At 58.5% G+C, this 14,761-nt stretch carries 14 protein-coding genes; 5 read left to right on the top strand and 9 right to left on the bottom strand.

The genetic code is table 11. The features are described from left to right. A complete protein-coding gene (locus HFD92_RS04040) occupies positions 1 to 1,488 on the top strand; it encodes an FGGY family carbohydrate kinase (protein ID WP_167428372.1) in 1,488 nt (495 codons plus the stop codon). Positions 1,489 to 1,553: 65 nt separating this feature from the next. On the opposite strand, the gene HFD92_RS04035 is transcribed toward HFD92_RS04040, so the two are convergent. Both HFD92_RS04035 and HFD92_RS04030 read right to left on the bottom strand, forming a co-directional pair. After that, complete coding sequence (locus tag HFD92_RS04035; RefSeq protein ID WP_167428371.1) at positions 1,554 to 2,684, bottom strand: mechanosensitive ion channel family protein; 1,131 nt, start codon at positions 2,682 to 2,684, stop codon at positions 1,554 to 1,556. A gap of 96 nt (positions 2,685 to 2,780) precedes the next feature. Next, positions 2,781 to 3,515 (bottom strand): flagellar brake protein, encoded by a 735-nt coding sequence (locus HFD92_RS04030; RefSeq protein ID WP_033736567.1) that lies wholly within the window; start codon positions 3,513 to 3,515, stop codon positions 2,781 to 2,783. Positions 3,516 to 3,723: 208 nt separating this feature from the next. On the opposite strand from HFD92_RS04030, the gene HFD92_RS04025 reads away from it, so the two are divergent. Then, a complete protein-coding gene (locus HFD92_RS04025) occupies positions 3,724 to 3,972 on the top strand; it encodes a GlsB/YeaQ/YmgE family stress response membrane protein (protein ID WP_009090782.1) in 249 nt (82 codons plus the stop codon). A gap of 88 nt (positions 3,973 to 4,060) precedes the next feature. On the opposite strand, the gene HFD92_RS04020 is transcribed toward HFD92_RS04025, so the two are convergent. The 3 genes from HFD92_RS04020 to treA form a co-directional block, all read right to left on the bottom strand. Beyond that, positions 4,061 to 4,744, bottom strand: a complete 684-nt coding sequence (locus tag HFD92_RS04020) for a class I SAM-dependent methyltransferase (protein ID WP_167428370.1) — start codon at positions 4,742 to 4,744, stop codon at positions 4,061 to 4,063. A gap of 262 nt (positions 4,745 to 5,006) precedes the next feature. Further along, positions 5,007 to 7,106: a TonB-dependent siderophore receptor gene (locus HFD92_RS04015; RefSeq protein ID WP_111209083.1), complete on the bottom strand. Its 2,100-nt coding sequence runs from the start codon at positions 7,104 to 7,106 to the stop codon at positions 5,007 to 5,009. Positions 7,107 to 7,299: 193 nt separating this feature from the next. Continuing rightward, complete coding sequence (gene treA / locus HFD92_RS04010) at positions 7,300 to 8,985, bottom strand: alpha,alpha-trehalase TreA (protein WP_058958366.1); 1,686 nt, start codon at positions 8,983 to 8,985, stop codon at positions 7,300 to 7,302. A 210-nt stretch (positions 8,986 to 9,195) separates the two neighbouring features. On the opposite strand from treA, the gene ghrA reads away from it, so the two are divergent. The 3 genes from ghrA to HFD92_RS03995 are packed head-to-tail and all read left to right on the top strand — an operon-like array spanning position 9,196 to position 11,509. Beyond that, entirely contained in the window at positions 9,196 to 10,137 is a 942-nt protein-coding gene (ghrA, locus tag HFD92_RS04005; RefSeq protein ID WP_167428369.1) for a glyoxylate/hydroxypyruvate reductase GhrA, read from the top strand. Positions 10,138 to 10,176: 39 nt separating this feature from the next. Next, complete coding sequence (locus tag HFD92_RS04000; protein ID WP_111209085.1) at positions 10,177 to 10,914, top strand: phosphatase; 738 nt, start codon at positions 10,177 to 10,179, stop codon at positions 10,912 to 10,914. A gap of 28 nt (positions 10,915 to 10,942) precedes the next feature. Then, positions 10,943 to 11,509: a molecular chaperone gene (locus HFD92_RS03995; RefSeq protein WP_111209097.1), complete on the top strand. Its 567-nt coding sequence runs from the start codon at positions 10,943 to 10,945 to the stop codon at positions 11,507 to 11,509. Between the two features lie 81 nt (positions 11,510 to 11,590). Here HFD92_RS03995 and HFD92_RS03990 read toward each other — a convergent pair whose 3' ends face one another. The 4 genes from HFD92_RS03990 to HFD92_RS03975 form a co-directional block, all read right to left on the bottom strand. After that, complete coding sequence (locus HFD92_RS03990; RefSeq protein ID WP_046101636.1) at positions 11,591 to 11,956, bottom strand: helix-turn-helix domain-containing protein; 366 nt, start codon at positions 11,954 to 11,956, stop codon at positions 11,591 to 11,593. An 80-nt stretch (positions 11,957 to 12,036) separates the two neighbouring features. After that, complete coding sequence (locus HFD92_RS03985) at positions 12,037 to 12,297, bottom strand: type II toxin-antitoxin system RelE/ParE family toxin (RefSeq protein WP_154928059.1); 261 nt, start codon at positions 12,295 to 12,297, stop codon at positions 12,037 to 12,039. A 124-nt stretch (positions 12,298 to 12,421) separates the two neighbouring features. Further along, entirely contained in the window at positions 12,422 to 13,801 is a 1,380-nt protein-coding gene (locus HFD92_RS03980; RefSeq protein ID WP_167428368.1) for a CoA transferase, read from the bottom strand. Positions 13,802 to 13,844: 43 nt separating this feature from the next. Further along, positions 13,845 to 14,729 carry a DMT family transporter gene (locus HFD92_RS03975; RefSeq protein ID WP_167428367.1) on the bottom strand — a complete coding sequence of 295 codons (885 nt, stop codon included), beginning with the start codon at positions 14,727 to 14,729 and terminating at the stop codon, positions 13,845 to 13,847. Positions 14,730 to 14,761: the final 32 nt, after the last annotated feature.

Raw genomic sequence — 14,761 nt, 5'->3', positions numbered from 1 at the left:
ATGACGGGACCTCTGATTCTGGCAATCGATGAAGGCACGACTAATGCCAAGGCGATAGCGGTTGATCGTGCCGGGCGGGTGGTGGCGCGTGGCAGCCAGAGTTTAACCCTGCACCATCCCCAGCCGGGGCTGGCTGAGCAGGACCCGATGGCAATCTGGCAGGCGGTGAGGGAGGCGATCACCCGGTGTCTGGCGGCATGCCGGGGCGCGCCTGTCGCCGCCGTCGCGATCAGTAATCAGCGGGAATCGGTGCTGATCTGGCAGCGGCGCGACGGGCAGCCACTGACGCCGCTGATAAGCTGGCAGGATCGCCGTTCTGAGTCGTTCTGTCGCGATCTGCACCAGGCAGGCAAAGCCCCCCGGATCAGCGGCCTGACCGGGCTGGCCGTCGATCCGATGTTTCCGGCAGCGAAGCTGACCGGGATGCTGGCTGCCATTCCCGATGGCGCGGCACGGGCCGCAGCCGGCGAGCTCTGCATCGGCACGGTTGATTGCTGGCTCAGCTGGCAGCTCAGCGCGGGCGAATGCTTTGTGACCGATCATGCTAATGCCGCCCGTACGCAGCTCTACAGCCTGCACCTGAACGACTGGGACGACGAGCTGTTGACGCTGTTTCAGTTGCCGCGAGCCGCGCTGCCGCGCATCATCGCCTCCGCCAGTGAGCAGGGTGTGGTGGCGGTGAACACCATTCCCGGCTTAGCGCCGGGCACCCCCATTCTGGCGCGCATCGGCGATTCGCATGCCGCCCTGCAGGCGCAGCGACGCGGAGACGCTGAAGTCGTAAAAGCCACCTACGGCACCGGCTCCTCCCTGATGATGTCCATGGCGACGCCGTTACTGACCGAAAATGGCCTCAGCACTACCGTGGCCTGGCACGACGGTACGCTGCGTTATGCCTTTGAAGGCAATATTACCCACACCGGCTCAGGCGCGGCCTGGCTGGGTAAGCTGCTCGGCGTGCAGGACCCACGAGAACTGACCGCGCTGGCGCAGGGCTGCGATGACAATCAGGACATCTACTTCGTCCCGGCGCTCTCAGGACTGGGCGCGCCCTGGTGGGATTTACAGGCGCGCGGCATGGTGTGTGGATTGACGGATGCCGCCACCCCCGCGGTGCTGGCGCGGGTGGCGCTGGAGTCGATCGTCTGGCAAATCGCCGATGTCTTTTTTGCGATGGAGCAGGCGAGCGGTCAGCAGCTTCCGGCGCTGTGTGTGGATGGCAGCGCCACGGAAAACAGCTGGCTGATGCAGCTACAGGCCGATGTGTTACAGCGCCCGCTCTACCGGGTGCCCACCGCCGAAGTCTCCGCCCTGGGCGCAGCGTTACTGGCCGGCAAAGTGCTGGGATGGTGGCAGGAGGGCAGTGATATGCAGGCGCTGCAGGGGGGCAGCGTTATCCTGCCCCGTGACGCGCGCGCGCACGCTATGCAGGAAAATTACAAAGGCTGGCTCGACGCTGTTGCCCGCTGCCGTTTTCAGCCGCGTTAAGCGCGATCCCGCGCAGCGGCGTGACGGTTTGCCTGGCCTGAAACCACCTGAGGCCAGGCAACACTTCAGCGCGCCATTTGACGTACCTCGCCCTTATCATTCTTCACGGCAACCAGATCCACCGGCGGCAGATTGCCGCCGCTGAACTCGACCTGACGGATCGGGAAGGCGAAGCGAATATTGCGCGCTTCCATGGCCGCCATCAGTTGCAGGTTAATCTCCTGCTGAATATCCATATATTTGTTGTAATCCGCATCCAGCACGTAATAGACCACTTCAAACGTCAGCTTCGAATCCTCAAACGCCAGGAAGTGGGCGCGGTCAAAACGCGTGGTCTCCACACCCTCGATGATCGCCTTAACCAGCGGGCTAATCTCCCGAACCTGCTCCGACGGGGTGGCGTAGCTGATGCCAAACTTAAAGACGATGCGGCGCTGCTGCATACGCTTGTAGTTGTGAATGGTCTGCTGCAACAGAATGGTGTTTGAGCAGACGATTTGCTCTCCGCTCAGGCTGCGCAGCCGGGTCGTTTTCAGGCCGATATGCTCGATGGAACCGGCAATGTCGCCAAAGACAATAAAATCGCCATGCTCAAAAGGCTTATCAAAACCAATCGCCAGTGACGCAAACACATCGCTCAGCACGGTCTGAATGGCCAGTGCAATGGCGATACCGCCAACCCCGAGGCTGGCGACCAGTGCGGTAATATTGATACCCATGTTCGACAGAATGGCGAGGAACATCATGATCCAGACCACGACCCGCAGCAGAATCCCGAGGATCACCGTAGTCACCGGATTACGCACGTGCAGCGGATCGCGCATCAGGCTCTTCAGCCACAGCCGGATGCCACTGTCGATCCACAGGGCGAGTTGCACAATCAGCGCCAGGAACCAGCCGTGGGCGATGGTGGCGCTCCATGATGCAGGCAGATCGACAAATTTCAGGGCGATCAGCAGCGAAAAGATCAGCAGCAGGGTCTGGCTGGTGCTTCGCAGGATCTCCACCAGGATCGCAGTGACCCGAACGTGACGGTGTTCGCTGTAAAGGGCAATCCGGTTGGAGATAAAGCGAATCAGGGTGCGCAACACCCAGTAGATCACCAGGGTGGCGACCACCACGATGGCGCTGTTGAGCCAGAACGTCTGGTTAAAAAAGAGGGGGTGAAAATGACGTGATGAGAGCCAGTTTTCCATTGGGGAAGGTCTCCTTGCTGGGTTCCGGTTTAAAAGAAATCAAGCAGGAAGCATAGCCTGGATGCGGCCCTCTGGGGGCGCGCATCCGGAAAGCGGTTACTGGAATCGGGTCGATTTATCGCGCGCCAGTCGCTCAAGGGAGAAGATAATCTGCTGAAGCTGCCGCTCCTGCGTTGGGTTCAGCGTGGCAAACCGGAAGCTGAGACGGGGCGTCACACGGGTTTCATTTTTATGCGTCACGACGGTGCGTTCGCCGATGTGCAGCAGCTTAACCGGCACCTCAAAATGACCATACTCACCCAGCTCCACGCGAAACTGATTGAAACTGTCGCCATTCTGCAATCCCTCCGGCAGCGCCTCGTCCACCAGTACACCGATCCCGCCCAGCGACAGATCCTGCAGGCGCAGACGCGTTTTCCGGCCATCCGGCCACACGGTATGGCACCAGAACTCCGGCGCCAGCGGGGCAGTGACCCGGAAAAATTCCCGTCGCTGAATCTGCCACACCAGCTCGGGCAGCGGCGCGCTGAAGGCGGGCAGGCCGTCAAAATCGACCTTCTCCAGCGAGGCGAGACTGAACTCAACCTTTGCGCCGTAGGTTTCCGCCGTGATGCTGAGATCGTCGCTGGTCAGGGCGTAGTCGTTATCCAGATTATTACTGCCGAGGTCAAACAGCAGGCGGTCTGCGTCGGCAGCCAGCATCCGGCTGATAAACTGCCCGCGCGGAAAACGTACCAGTAATGGTGTCTGCAGTCGCAGCAGATCTTTCATTACGCCGAGAACCGCCAGCGTGCCACGTTTTAAATATTGTTCCTGGTCGGCTTCTTTCACATCCTGCTCCACAAGGGGTTTTATTATTTTTACGTTCTGACTACCTCATTACGGTTATCGGCGCAGCGGAAAAAAGCTTTAGCCAGGGTACGCCGAAAAAATCGTGAGGGCAGGCAGGCACTTTCCGAAAAGCTCGCTATACTTAGCGCAGTAAACCGCTTGATTAATCAGGCGTTCACGATGTAATCAAAAAAGGAAGGAGCAACAGATGGGTATTATTTCCTGGATCGTCTTTGGCTTGATCGCGGGTATTCTGGCGAAGTGGATTATGCCGGGTAAAGACGGTGGCGGTTTCATTCTGACGGTGGTGCTGGGTATTATCGGTGCTGTGGTCGGGGGCTGGATCAGTACGCTGTTTGGCTTCGGCCGCGTCGATGGGTTTAACTTCGGAAGCTTTGTGGTCGCAGTGATCGGTGCCATCGTGGTGCTGTTTATCTACCGCAAGGTACGCAGTTGACCGTAACGGTTTAAACAAAAAAGGGGACGAAGTGATTCGTCCCCTTTTTTATGACTCAGATTGGATCGCTTTTTAACGCCCTTGCCCATCATGCTATGAGCCTCTTTTGCTGCGAACAGACTATCGTAGCGTGATCCCACCATGTATTTTCATTAACGCTGACTGCCTCCACAGTGAAATGCGCACTCTCGACTTCACGCCGTAAATCAGGGAGCGGCTTCAGGGTCCGCCAGGGCTTGCCGGCTTTCCATAAATGGTGGCTGCAGGGATCATAGGCCGCAATGTCTGCTGAATGACGAGGTGTGCCGCACATTGAACCGATCACAAAGCGTCCCTCCGGGCTGAGCAGCCTTCTTACCTCGGCAAAGAAGCGCTGCCGATCGTCGTCGATCAGGCAGTGTAAGCAGCTGCCGTCAATAATGAGCTCAAATGTTGCCGCCTGGCAGCGATCGATATGACAGACATTGCCGACAAGAAATGTCGCGGTGAGTCCGGCTTGCTGAAAACGCTTTTCGGCCCACTCTATCGCGGTCTCTGACCAGTCTACCCCCCAGACTGAATATCCCTGCTCAGCGAGAGACTGCGCGGCCATGGCGCCATTACCACATCCCATCTCCAGTACCGGTGCGCCAGGCTCCGGTAAATAGTGGTGAGTACGGAGCCACTGAAAGATTTCTTCCTGCTGTTTTTTGGCTCTGAGATAACCTTCTCCTGCCCAGGCCACCGCGCCGTTTGCCAGAAGCTGCCTGTAATGTTGTTCATAGGGGTTCATGTCAGAGACTCCTTTTCAACGCCGGACCCTCTGTTTTATACGTCAGGGCCGCCTGCGTGTCATCGCACCATTTCGGCCATAGTTCTATCTGTGAGCGAAGCGGCAGAAAAAAGGCCGGGCGGATTTCAGGAACGTTCGGGAGGGAAAGGTCTGCAGGCAGAGAAAGATAATTCTGAGCGGATTGAAAGAGGCTGAAAAAGGCGGGTTATCAGAGGAGAAAACCCTCCGGGCTGGCCGGAGGGTTGCATCACGAAGGCTCTTATCAGAAGTCGTAACCGACGGTCGCCATCACGCTGCGTTCAGCGCCACGGTAGCAGTAGCCGGTGCCGTAACAGGCGGCCACATAGGTGCGATCGGTCAGGTTATTCGCATTAACCTGCACCCAGGCTCCTTTCAGGCTGTTATTCCAGACACCGAGATCGGCGCGAACGGAGGCATCAAACAGCGTGACCGACGGCAGACGAGTGGTGTTCTCGTTGTCCGCCCACTGCTTGCCGATGTAGCGCACGCCCGCGCCGGCACTCAGACCGTAATCAAACTGATAGTGGCCCCAGAGAGACGCCATGCTGTTTGGCGCCACGTAAGGCGTGTGACCATCATTACCATCTACCGAATCCTTGTAGCGCAGATGATTCAGGGTATAGCTCGCCACTGTGCTCAGGCGTGAGGTGAGCTGATTACGCGCCTCCAGCTCAATACCCTGGGAATGAACTTTGCCCGATGGCGTATAGGTCGCCGTCAGCACGTCGCGGTTCGCCACATCTTTCTGCGTCAGATCATAAATCGCAGCGGTATAGAGATCGCGTGTGCCAACCGGCTGATATTTCACCCCGGCCTCATACTGTTCTGACGTGGTCGGTTTCAGCAGATTATTGTTGCGGTCGGTGAGGGCGGTGGGCGTAATCGCCTGGCTCCAGCTGACATAGGGTGAGATGCCGTTATCGAAGGCATAGAGCAGGGCGGCGCGCCCGCTGATGTGATCATCCTGACGGCGATCGCTGCCGCTGTTATTCGCGACGATGCGATCGTACCGGCCAGAAAGATCCAGATGCCAGCGGTCCAGCTTCATCTCATCCTGCAGATAGAGGCCGGTCTGGTAGTAACGACGGGTTTTATCCGCCCAGGTATAGGCTGGCATGTCACCGACCTGCTCGCCGGTCAGGGCATTCAGCTGTGAAGCCGAGCCGCCTGCCGCGGAGATCTCATTTTTGTAGCGGTGATATTCAGCACCCAGCGTCACGCGATGCTCCAGTTCACCGGTGGCAAACTCCGCCTGTAAACGGTTATCGGTAGCCCATGCCGCCAGAGAAGAGCGCTCACCTGAATAGTAGCGGTTCAGCAGATCGGGATTATTTTTATCCCAGCCAATCTGATAGACCTGATCGAGATCGACATTCGAGTGGCTGTAGCTGCCTGTTGAGGAGAAGGACCAGACGTCATTAAAGCGATGAGCGAAGTCGAAGCTGTAGATCTGCTCGCGGCGTTTGAACTGGTCGAGGTCGCTGTTGCCCTCATAGAATCCTTTGCTCAGCTTATAGCCGTTGTGTTCGGTGATGCTGCCGTCACCCGGGACGGAGCCGTGATAGCCGCCAGAGGGATCTTTCTGCAGATAGGCTTTCAGGATCAGATGGGTATCTTCATCCGGCTGCCACATCAGCTGCGGCATCAGCGCATATTTCTCTTCGCGGGTGTGATCGTACTGGGTGTCGCTGTTGCGGGTCACGCCGGTCAGACGGTACGCCCACTGGTCGTTGATGGCGTTGGTGTAGTCGAACATTGTGCCGGTGGTGGCATTGCTTCCCGCCTGCAGCTGAATGTGACCCTCTTCCGCGAACTGAGGACGCTTAGTGACCAGGTTTACCAGCCCGCCAGGCACCGTCTGGCCGTAAAGGGCCGAAGAGGGGCCTTTGATCACGTCGACGCGCTCAAGGAAGGCGTTATCCACCTGCAGAATGTTGAAACTGCCGCCGTCGCTCATCAGCCGCATGCCGTCGAGGAAGGTGTTATCGACATCGCCGCCGTGGAAGCCGCGCAGCGCGATGGTGTCGTAACGGGTGGCGGCACCGCCAAAGTTAGTAAAGACACCGGAGCTGTAGCCCAGCGCCTGATTCAGGGTCAGTGCCCCCTGGTCCTGGATCTGCTGACGGGTCACAACCGAAATTGACTGCGGTGTGGTCACCAGCGGCCGATCGCTTTTGGTTGCGCCCTGGCTGGTGGTTGCCAGATAGCCCTGGGTGGGAGAGGTCGCATCTTCCTGCGGCTGCGCAGTCACGACCATATCGGCAGCGTAACTCAGGGCAGGCGCGGCCAGCACCAGAGTGCAGAGGGGAACATAACCTTTCAGCGGCAATGACAGTTTCATCGAAATTCCTTTCTTAACAAAGGTTCAGGCAGGTGTAGTCAGTTTGTTGATACATAATCTCATTATCATAATGAGAATTATTACCTTTTGTAAAAACGCTGCAATTTTGCCTGTGGATGAGAGAACGTCAAGTAAAATTCGCTGAAGTAAGGAAAGAATACCTCCGGCCAGGCCAGAGGTATTCAGAGACTAATCAGGGCTGAGAGGCTGACGCCTGAGGAATATCGTGGGCGCTGTTACAGGTTTTATCTTTCGGGCAGTACTTATCCAGCAGTTTCAGCGTCACGCCATTTGTCCAGCCGAAGCCATCCTGCAGCGGGTACTCACCGCCGCCGCCGCCGCCGAGATTTTTGCCTTCAACGACATATTTCTCGACCAGCTTATGCTCACGGTCATAGGTGCTCTGGACATTTTGCAGGAAGCGTAATCCCACCTTTTTAGCCAGTTCTGGCTGGTTGTAATGCTCCAGTCCTTCCACTGCAACCCACTGCAGCGGTGCCCAGCCGTTAGGGGCGTCCCACTGCTGACCGTTGTTCACGGTAGTCGTGACCAGCCCGCCTGGCTTCAGCAGCTGTTTCTCTACCGCGCTGGCGGTACTTTCCGCCTGCTTATCGCTGGCGACCTGCAGATAGAGCGGGAACAGTGTGGCCGCGGTCAGCTGCGGATGAACCTGCTTTTTCTGCCAGTCATAGTCGGCATACCAGTTCTGTTTACTGTCCCACAGATAGCGGTTAATCGCCGCCTGGCGCTTCTCTGCGCGATCGGCATACTGCTTCGCCAGATCGCTCTGTTTGTTCATCTGGTACCCTTTAGAGAGCGTCTGCTCCAGATGGAACAGCAGGCTGTTCAGGTCAACCGGGGCCAGCTGCGTCGTGCGGATGGTGGAGAGGTTATGCGCATCGGTAAACCAGCGTGAACTGAAATCCCAGCCCGACGCTGCCCCGGAGCGCAGCTCGCGGTAAAGTTCCGCTTTATTGCGCTGCGGTGCTTTCTGCGCGGTGGCAATATCATCCATCCAGGACTCGGTGCGCGGCACGTCACGGGCATCCCAGTAGCGGTTAAGCAGCGTACCATCCGCCAGCTTAATCACCCGCTTGCTGGCCGCGCCCGCCGCCACTTTGTCGCTATCCGCCATCCAGTAGTCATACTCTTTCTGCAGTTCAGGCAGGTAGTGGCTGTACGCTTTGCCCTGGTCATGCGTCGCCAGCAGATCGACCATCAGGCTGAAGAATGGCGGCTGCGAGCGGCTCAGATAGTAGCTGCGGTTGCCGTTGGGAATGTGACCGTAGCGGTCAAGAAGCGAGGCGAAGTTATCCACCATATCCTGCACTTTATCCCAGTGTCCGCTCTCGGCCAGCCCCAGCATGGTGAAGTAGCTGTCCCAGTAATAGATCTCGCGGAAGCGACCACCCGGCACCACATAGGGCTTGGGAAGCGGCAGCAGCGAGTCATATTGTCCGGCGCTGCTGGTGGTGCGCGTCAGCACCGGCCACAGGCCATCAATGTGGTCACGCAGGTTTTGCCCGGCTGGCGGCACATATTTGTCGCCTGCGGCGGGCAGGGTAAAGTTGGCATCAACAAAACGCTTCAGATCGAAATTGCGCTGTTTCTTCTGCATCTGCCAGTCGGCAAGTATCGACGCGGGATCAAATTTCGGCACCGCATCGGCAAAGGTTTTCTGGTCCGGGTAGAACTTCGCCTGTTGCACGGCATTAAACAGCGGCCCCAGACGAACGTCTGGCGGCTGCGGCTGATTATCCAGCATGCGGCTGTGGTCGTCGGCATGAGCAGTGAAGGCGGGTACGCTCAGCAGCAGAGTGAGCAGAAAGGGCGCATAACGCTGACGCCGTGGGGCGGCGTTTACCTCAATTTTTGTCATCGGTTTTTCTCCTTGTCCGAAATGCGGCCGCGCGTAACGCATTGACCACAGGACCAACTTTAGACCGTATCCCGACACTTCACCCTGAAGCGAGCCGGAAATGTGAAGCCACGGGAATTATTTTTAGGGTAAAAAGCCCTGCGCGACGCGGGTTTTTTCTTGCGCTGACCGGGATTTTCCCTGACGCTGAAAGAAAAAAAGGAGAGCAGGATGGAGATCATCTGGTATCACCCGTCGCAGTCTGCAACGGCCTGGATTCGGGGTTTACAACAGCGTCTGCCACAGGCGCGGGTGCGTGCCTGGCAGCCAGGCGATGAGGGGCCGGCCGATTATGCGCTGGTCCGTTCCCCTCCCGCAGAGATGCTGCGGGGACGTTCTACCCTGCGCGGCGTCTTTGCCCTGGGCGCGGGCGTCGATGAGATTCTGAAACAGCTGGAGCAGCACCCGGAGATGCTGCCCGACAGCGTGCCGCTCTATCGGCTGGAAGATACCGGCATGGCGCGCCAGATGCAGGAGTATGCTGTCCATAGCGTCCTGACCTGGTTCCGCCGCTTTGATGACTACCGGCTTCAGCAGCAGCAGGCGTGCTGGCAGCCGCTGCCTCCCTATGCGCGTGAAACCTTTACCGTCGGTATTCTGGGGGCGGGCGTGCTGGGGCAGAGCGTCGCCGAGGGCCTGAAGCCCTGGGGGTTCCCGCTGCGCGTCTGGAGCCGTTCGCCGAAAACCATTGACGGCGTCACCAGCTTCGCCGGTCGCGATGCTCTGCAGCCGTTCCTGCAGGGGACGCAGGTGTTAATCAACCTGCTGCCGAGTACGCCGGAGACGATTAACCTGATCGACCAGCACTTTTTAGCGCAGCTGCCGCACGGCGCGTTCTTCCTCAACATCGCACGCGGTGCACAGGTGGTGGAAGCGGATCTGCTGGCGGCATTGGAGAGTGGTCAGCTGAAAGCGGCGGCACTGGATGTGTTTCAGGTGGAGCCGCTTCCTGAAGCGCATCCGCTCTGGTCCCATCCGCGCGTCACAATTACCCCCCATAATGCGGCGGTCACGCTGATCGACGAAGCGATCGACTATATTGCCCGCGCCATTACTCAGGACCAGGCAGGCGAAACGCCGCCGGGCAGGGTGGATCGGCAGCGCGGCTATTAACTAACCGGCCCTGTCAGGGCCGCTCAGGAGGAGAGAAGAATGTATCCGGTAGATCTGCATATGCACACTGTTGCCAGCACACATGCTTACAGCACGCTGCACGACTATGTGGCTCAGGCGAAGCAAACGGGCCTGAAACTGTTTGCCATTACCGATCACGGCCCTGACATGGCTGACGCGCCGCACTACTGGCACTTTGTGAATATGCGCATCTGGCCGCGGGTGATCGATGGCGTGGCGATTCTGCGCGGTATTGAGGCCAACATTAAAAATCAGCAGGGGGAGATCGACTGCTCCGGCCCGATGCTTGATGCGCTGGATCTGATCGTTGCCGGCTTTCACGAGCCGGTTTATGCGCCGCGCGACAAAAAACAGCACACTGACGCGATGATCGCCGCAATGGCCAGCGGACAGGTTCACATCATCAGCCATCCGGGCAACCCGAAATTCCCGGTCGATATCCCGGCTATCGCTGAAGCTGCCGCACATTATGACGTGGCGCTGGAACTGAACAACTCCTCCTTTACCCACTCGCGTCCCGGTAGTGAACCTAACTGTCGCGCGATTGCTGCCGCGGTGCGCGACGCCGGTGGACGGCTGGCGTTTGGCTCCGATTCCCACACTGCATTTACGCTGGGCCATTTCGAACACTGCCTGCGCATCGCCCGTGAAGTGGATTTTCCGGAGGATCGGGTGTTAAATGTCACGCCGCGCCGCCTGCTCGACTTTCTGGAGCAGCGCAGCGGCAAACATATTGCTGAACTGGCTGACTTTTAACTTACTTTGCCTCAAGGAAATCTGACTCATGAATGAGTTTTCCATTCTGTGCCGCGTGCTCGGCTCTCTGTTTAATCGTCAGCCGCAGGACCCGCTGCTGGTCCCGCTGTTTACCCTGCTACGCGAGGGTAAGCTGCAGTCACAGTGGCCGCTGGAGCAGGATGAGCTGCTGACCCGTCTGCAACAGAACAGCGATCCTCAGGCGCTGGCCGCTGATTACAACGCGCTGTTTGTCGGCAGCGACTGTAACGTGCCGCCTTACGCTTCACAGTGGCCTGAAGGAAAAACCGAGCCGGAAGTGCGGGCGTTTCTCTCCTCGCGCGGTATGCCACTAAGCGATGCGCCCGCGGATCACTTTGGTGTTCTGCTGCTCTCTGCATCATGGCTGGAAGATCAGTCGGCGGAAGATGAGAGCGCGGCGCAGCTGGCGCTGTTCGAAGAGTATCTGCTGCCGTGGTGCGGGGCTTTCCTGGGCAAAGTGGAAGCGCATGCCACCACCGCGTTTTACCGCACGCTGGCGATGCTGAGCCGCGAAGCCATTCAGGTGATGTACAACGAGCTGCTTGAGAGTAACGAACAGCAGCCCGACGCCTGATTGCCTGCGTCGCCGGGTTCTGCCGTGACTGCCTGAGAATGTGAGTTTATGCTAACGCCCTGTGGTCGTTATCCGAGCAGTTTAAAGAATCAGCTGCTCGGGTCGGCAGGCGTATAACTTTGCAAGTCGCTCGCGTGTTTTCTTCTGGGGCTTACTGTCGGGTCGTTCGAGTTGCGAAATCGCACTTTGTGTCGTGCCCAGTTGCTGAGCCACCTCATGCTGACTCATACCCCGATAGATGCGCCAGGCTGCCTGAAGGCTCACTTCCTGCTCAATCATGATCCCTGCTACGTCATGGGGGATCGTTTCGTCATCATGCTCATCGGCCTCAGCAGAAAGCGATTCCCATTCGCCCTCGCTGGCTGAAAGCAACTTTTCATACTCCGCAACGGGCAGAACCACAAACTGTGGTTTACCGCTTTCATCATAAATATATTGTTTTGACATAATTTATCCGGGATTTTCTCTGTGCAGCAAATGCAACAGTAGCGCAGGGCATATCCTGACGGGCTGGCACAATAAGGTATTTAATAGGTCACCGACGTTCTTCTGGCCACCTCTTTGATCTCCAGTATCACTGGTTCCCCTCCGGTGATGGCAAAAATGATCCGGTAGTTGCCCACCCGCAGGCGGAAGTGATTATCACTGCCCTGCAATTTCCTGATATCGAGTGAGACGATCGGAAAACTGACCAGTTCACCTACCTTCTGATGAATGATCTTTTGAAAGCGTGTGTCGATCTTCATGAGGTGTTTTAACGCACGCCGTGACCAGACCACCTCGACCATCATCCACCTCACCCTGTAAACACCGTCCCTGAGTTCCGGAGGAGGATAATGGCAAAGTCTAATGTGTTCAAGGTTATTTTCTAATTATCTAATGCCCGGTTTGTCAGGCGCTCATCCGTGCCGTTCACCACGCCGCCGGGTGCGTACCCGGCACACACCCCGGCGTTGCGCAGAACTGTGGTGTGCCGGGCAGCCAGGCGGCGGCGCGCAGCCGGACGCCAATCCCCCATGGCGTCAGCTCCAGGAAGGGCAGGTTGTCCTTCACCTGAGGCACAATGCCCGAGCCGGTGTGCTGGCCTGCGGCATGCTGCTGCAACAGCCATGCGGTGCGCGCCAGTGACAGCCGGACCTGGCTGCCGTGCCCCCCGGTAAGACGCCGCCGTAATCCCTCCAGCACCGCGGCCGCCAGCAGATAGCCGGTGGCATGATCCAGCGCCTGGACCGGCAGCGGGCACGGTTTATCGCTCTGCTGCCACTGCATGCCCCGTTCGGCAATGCCGCAGCCCATCTGCACCAGACTGTCGAAACCGCGCCGGTTGCGCCACGGCCCCTGCCAGCCCCAGGCATTCAGGCTGGCATCGACCAGCCCCGGTGAGAGTGACTGGCGGGTTTCGGCATCAAAACCGAGCCGTTCCAGCGCATCGGCCCGATAGCCGTGTACCAGAACATCGGCGTCCCGCAGCAGGCGGATAAACCGGTCGCGATCGACCGGCTGTGTCAGGTCGAGCACCGCACGTCGCTTGCCGCAGCTCATCTCCTCATCCAGCGTCGGCTCCGCCCAGCCGGGGGGATCGATACGCAGTACCGTGGCACCCAGGCTGGCAAGAAAGCGGGTGGCGACGGGGCCGGCAATAATCCGCGTCAGATCCAGCACCCTGATCCCCTGTAACGGACGCGCTTCAGCCAGCGGCCACGCGGGCGCAGGCGCTGCAGCCGTCGTGTGCCAGTCAAACAGCGGCTCGCGCTGCACCGCCTGACCCTGGGGATGCTGCTGCCAGGCTTCGGCGCTGCGCATTTTGGCGGCACAGCCTCCCGCTTCAATAATTGCCTGTTCCAGTTCGCTGGCCTGCCACTGCTCAACCTGCTGCGCCAGCGCCGGGCGATCGGCGTGGGTGCCCAGTACCTGCTCCATCGCCAGCCGGTGATGAGCCGCGTTGGTATGCAGGCGGATCCAGCCGTCGCGACTGCGGTAGTCTCCGGCAAAAGCATCCCACATTGCCGGGCCCGGGCGGTTTAACGGATGAAAGCTCTGCTGGAACCAGCGTGACGCCTGTCTGACGTTGACGGTAACAGGTGGGGAGGGATAAGTCGGGCGGGCGGTGGCGAGAAGCGCCGCCACCGCCTGGGTTGCCAGACCCAGGCTGGTGGCCGCCAGTTCACTGACGGCAAACGCGGAAGAGAATGTTGAACGATCAATAAAAGCGGGGAGAGGCCAGACGTTATCGCTGCCTTGCAATCCCTGCACCATCTGTTGCCAGAGTGAGGCGGTGCGCGCTGAATCCATGTTGTGCTCCCTGAGTACGTTTTCTCAAGCATAGCACGCCGGATTAACGCCGCCGCAGGCGCGGGAAGCGGGCGTGCATGCGCAGGTTACGCAGGTTAAGCACGGCGATGGCCGTGCCAAGGATCACCAGCGAGGCACCGATAATCTTAAAGCGGTTGAGACTGTCCCCCAGTACGATGATGCCCATCAGCACCGACAATACCGGCGTCAGCAGGGAGTAGGGCATGATCAGGTTGACGTTATATTTCTTCAGCAGCACATACCAGAGCGTGTAGGCAATAATTGACGAGGCGATGGCGCTGTAAAGAATGGCGAACCAGCCGTGCCAGCCTGCATGTTCGAGGGCGTAAAGCTGATTCGACTCCATCACCAGGCTGGAGGCGCCGACAATCGGCATCGCCAGAAAGGCAATCCAGCCGGTCATGGTCAGTGGCTTAATCGGCGGCGACTTCTTTACAATCAGGTTACTGACAGCCCAGCCGGTGGCGCTGCACAACAGCAGGCAGAGCACCCACCACGACGGAATCGTCGGGCTGCCTGACAGCACCACCACACCGCTCAGCGAGATCATAATGCCCATGATCTGCACCAGCTTCAGCTTCTCTTTCAGCACCAGCATCGCCAGCAGCATGGCAATCGGCGTGCCCAGCTGCACCACAATTGCCCCGGTGCCGGCATCGGTATAGCGCAGGCCGACGAACAGCAGCGAGAAGTGCATAAACCCGAAGGTGAAAGCCAGCAGCAGCAGCCAGGGCAGTTGCTTACGTTCAATACGGCAAAACGGCACCAGCACCACGGCGACGACCAGAAAACGCATAAAGGTCAGAAACAGGGGCGGCAGCTCCAGCAGGCCCCATTTCACCGCCACATTGTTGAAGGCCCAGACAGAGACCACCATCAGAATCAGAAAAAAATGCCGCACAGCCACGATAATATCCTTTCGATGTTTTTTGCTTAGCC

The organism is Pantoea sp. EKM101V (genome assembly GCF_011800325.1).
GTDB classification, from domain to species: domain Bacteria; phylum Pseudomonadota; class Gammaproteobacteria; order Enterobacterales; family Enterobacteriaceae; genus Pantoea; species Pantoea anthophila.
The sequence above is the reverse complement of the archived record's forward strand: the minus strand, read 5'-3'. Positions and strand labels throughout refer to the sequence as shown.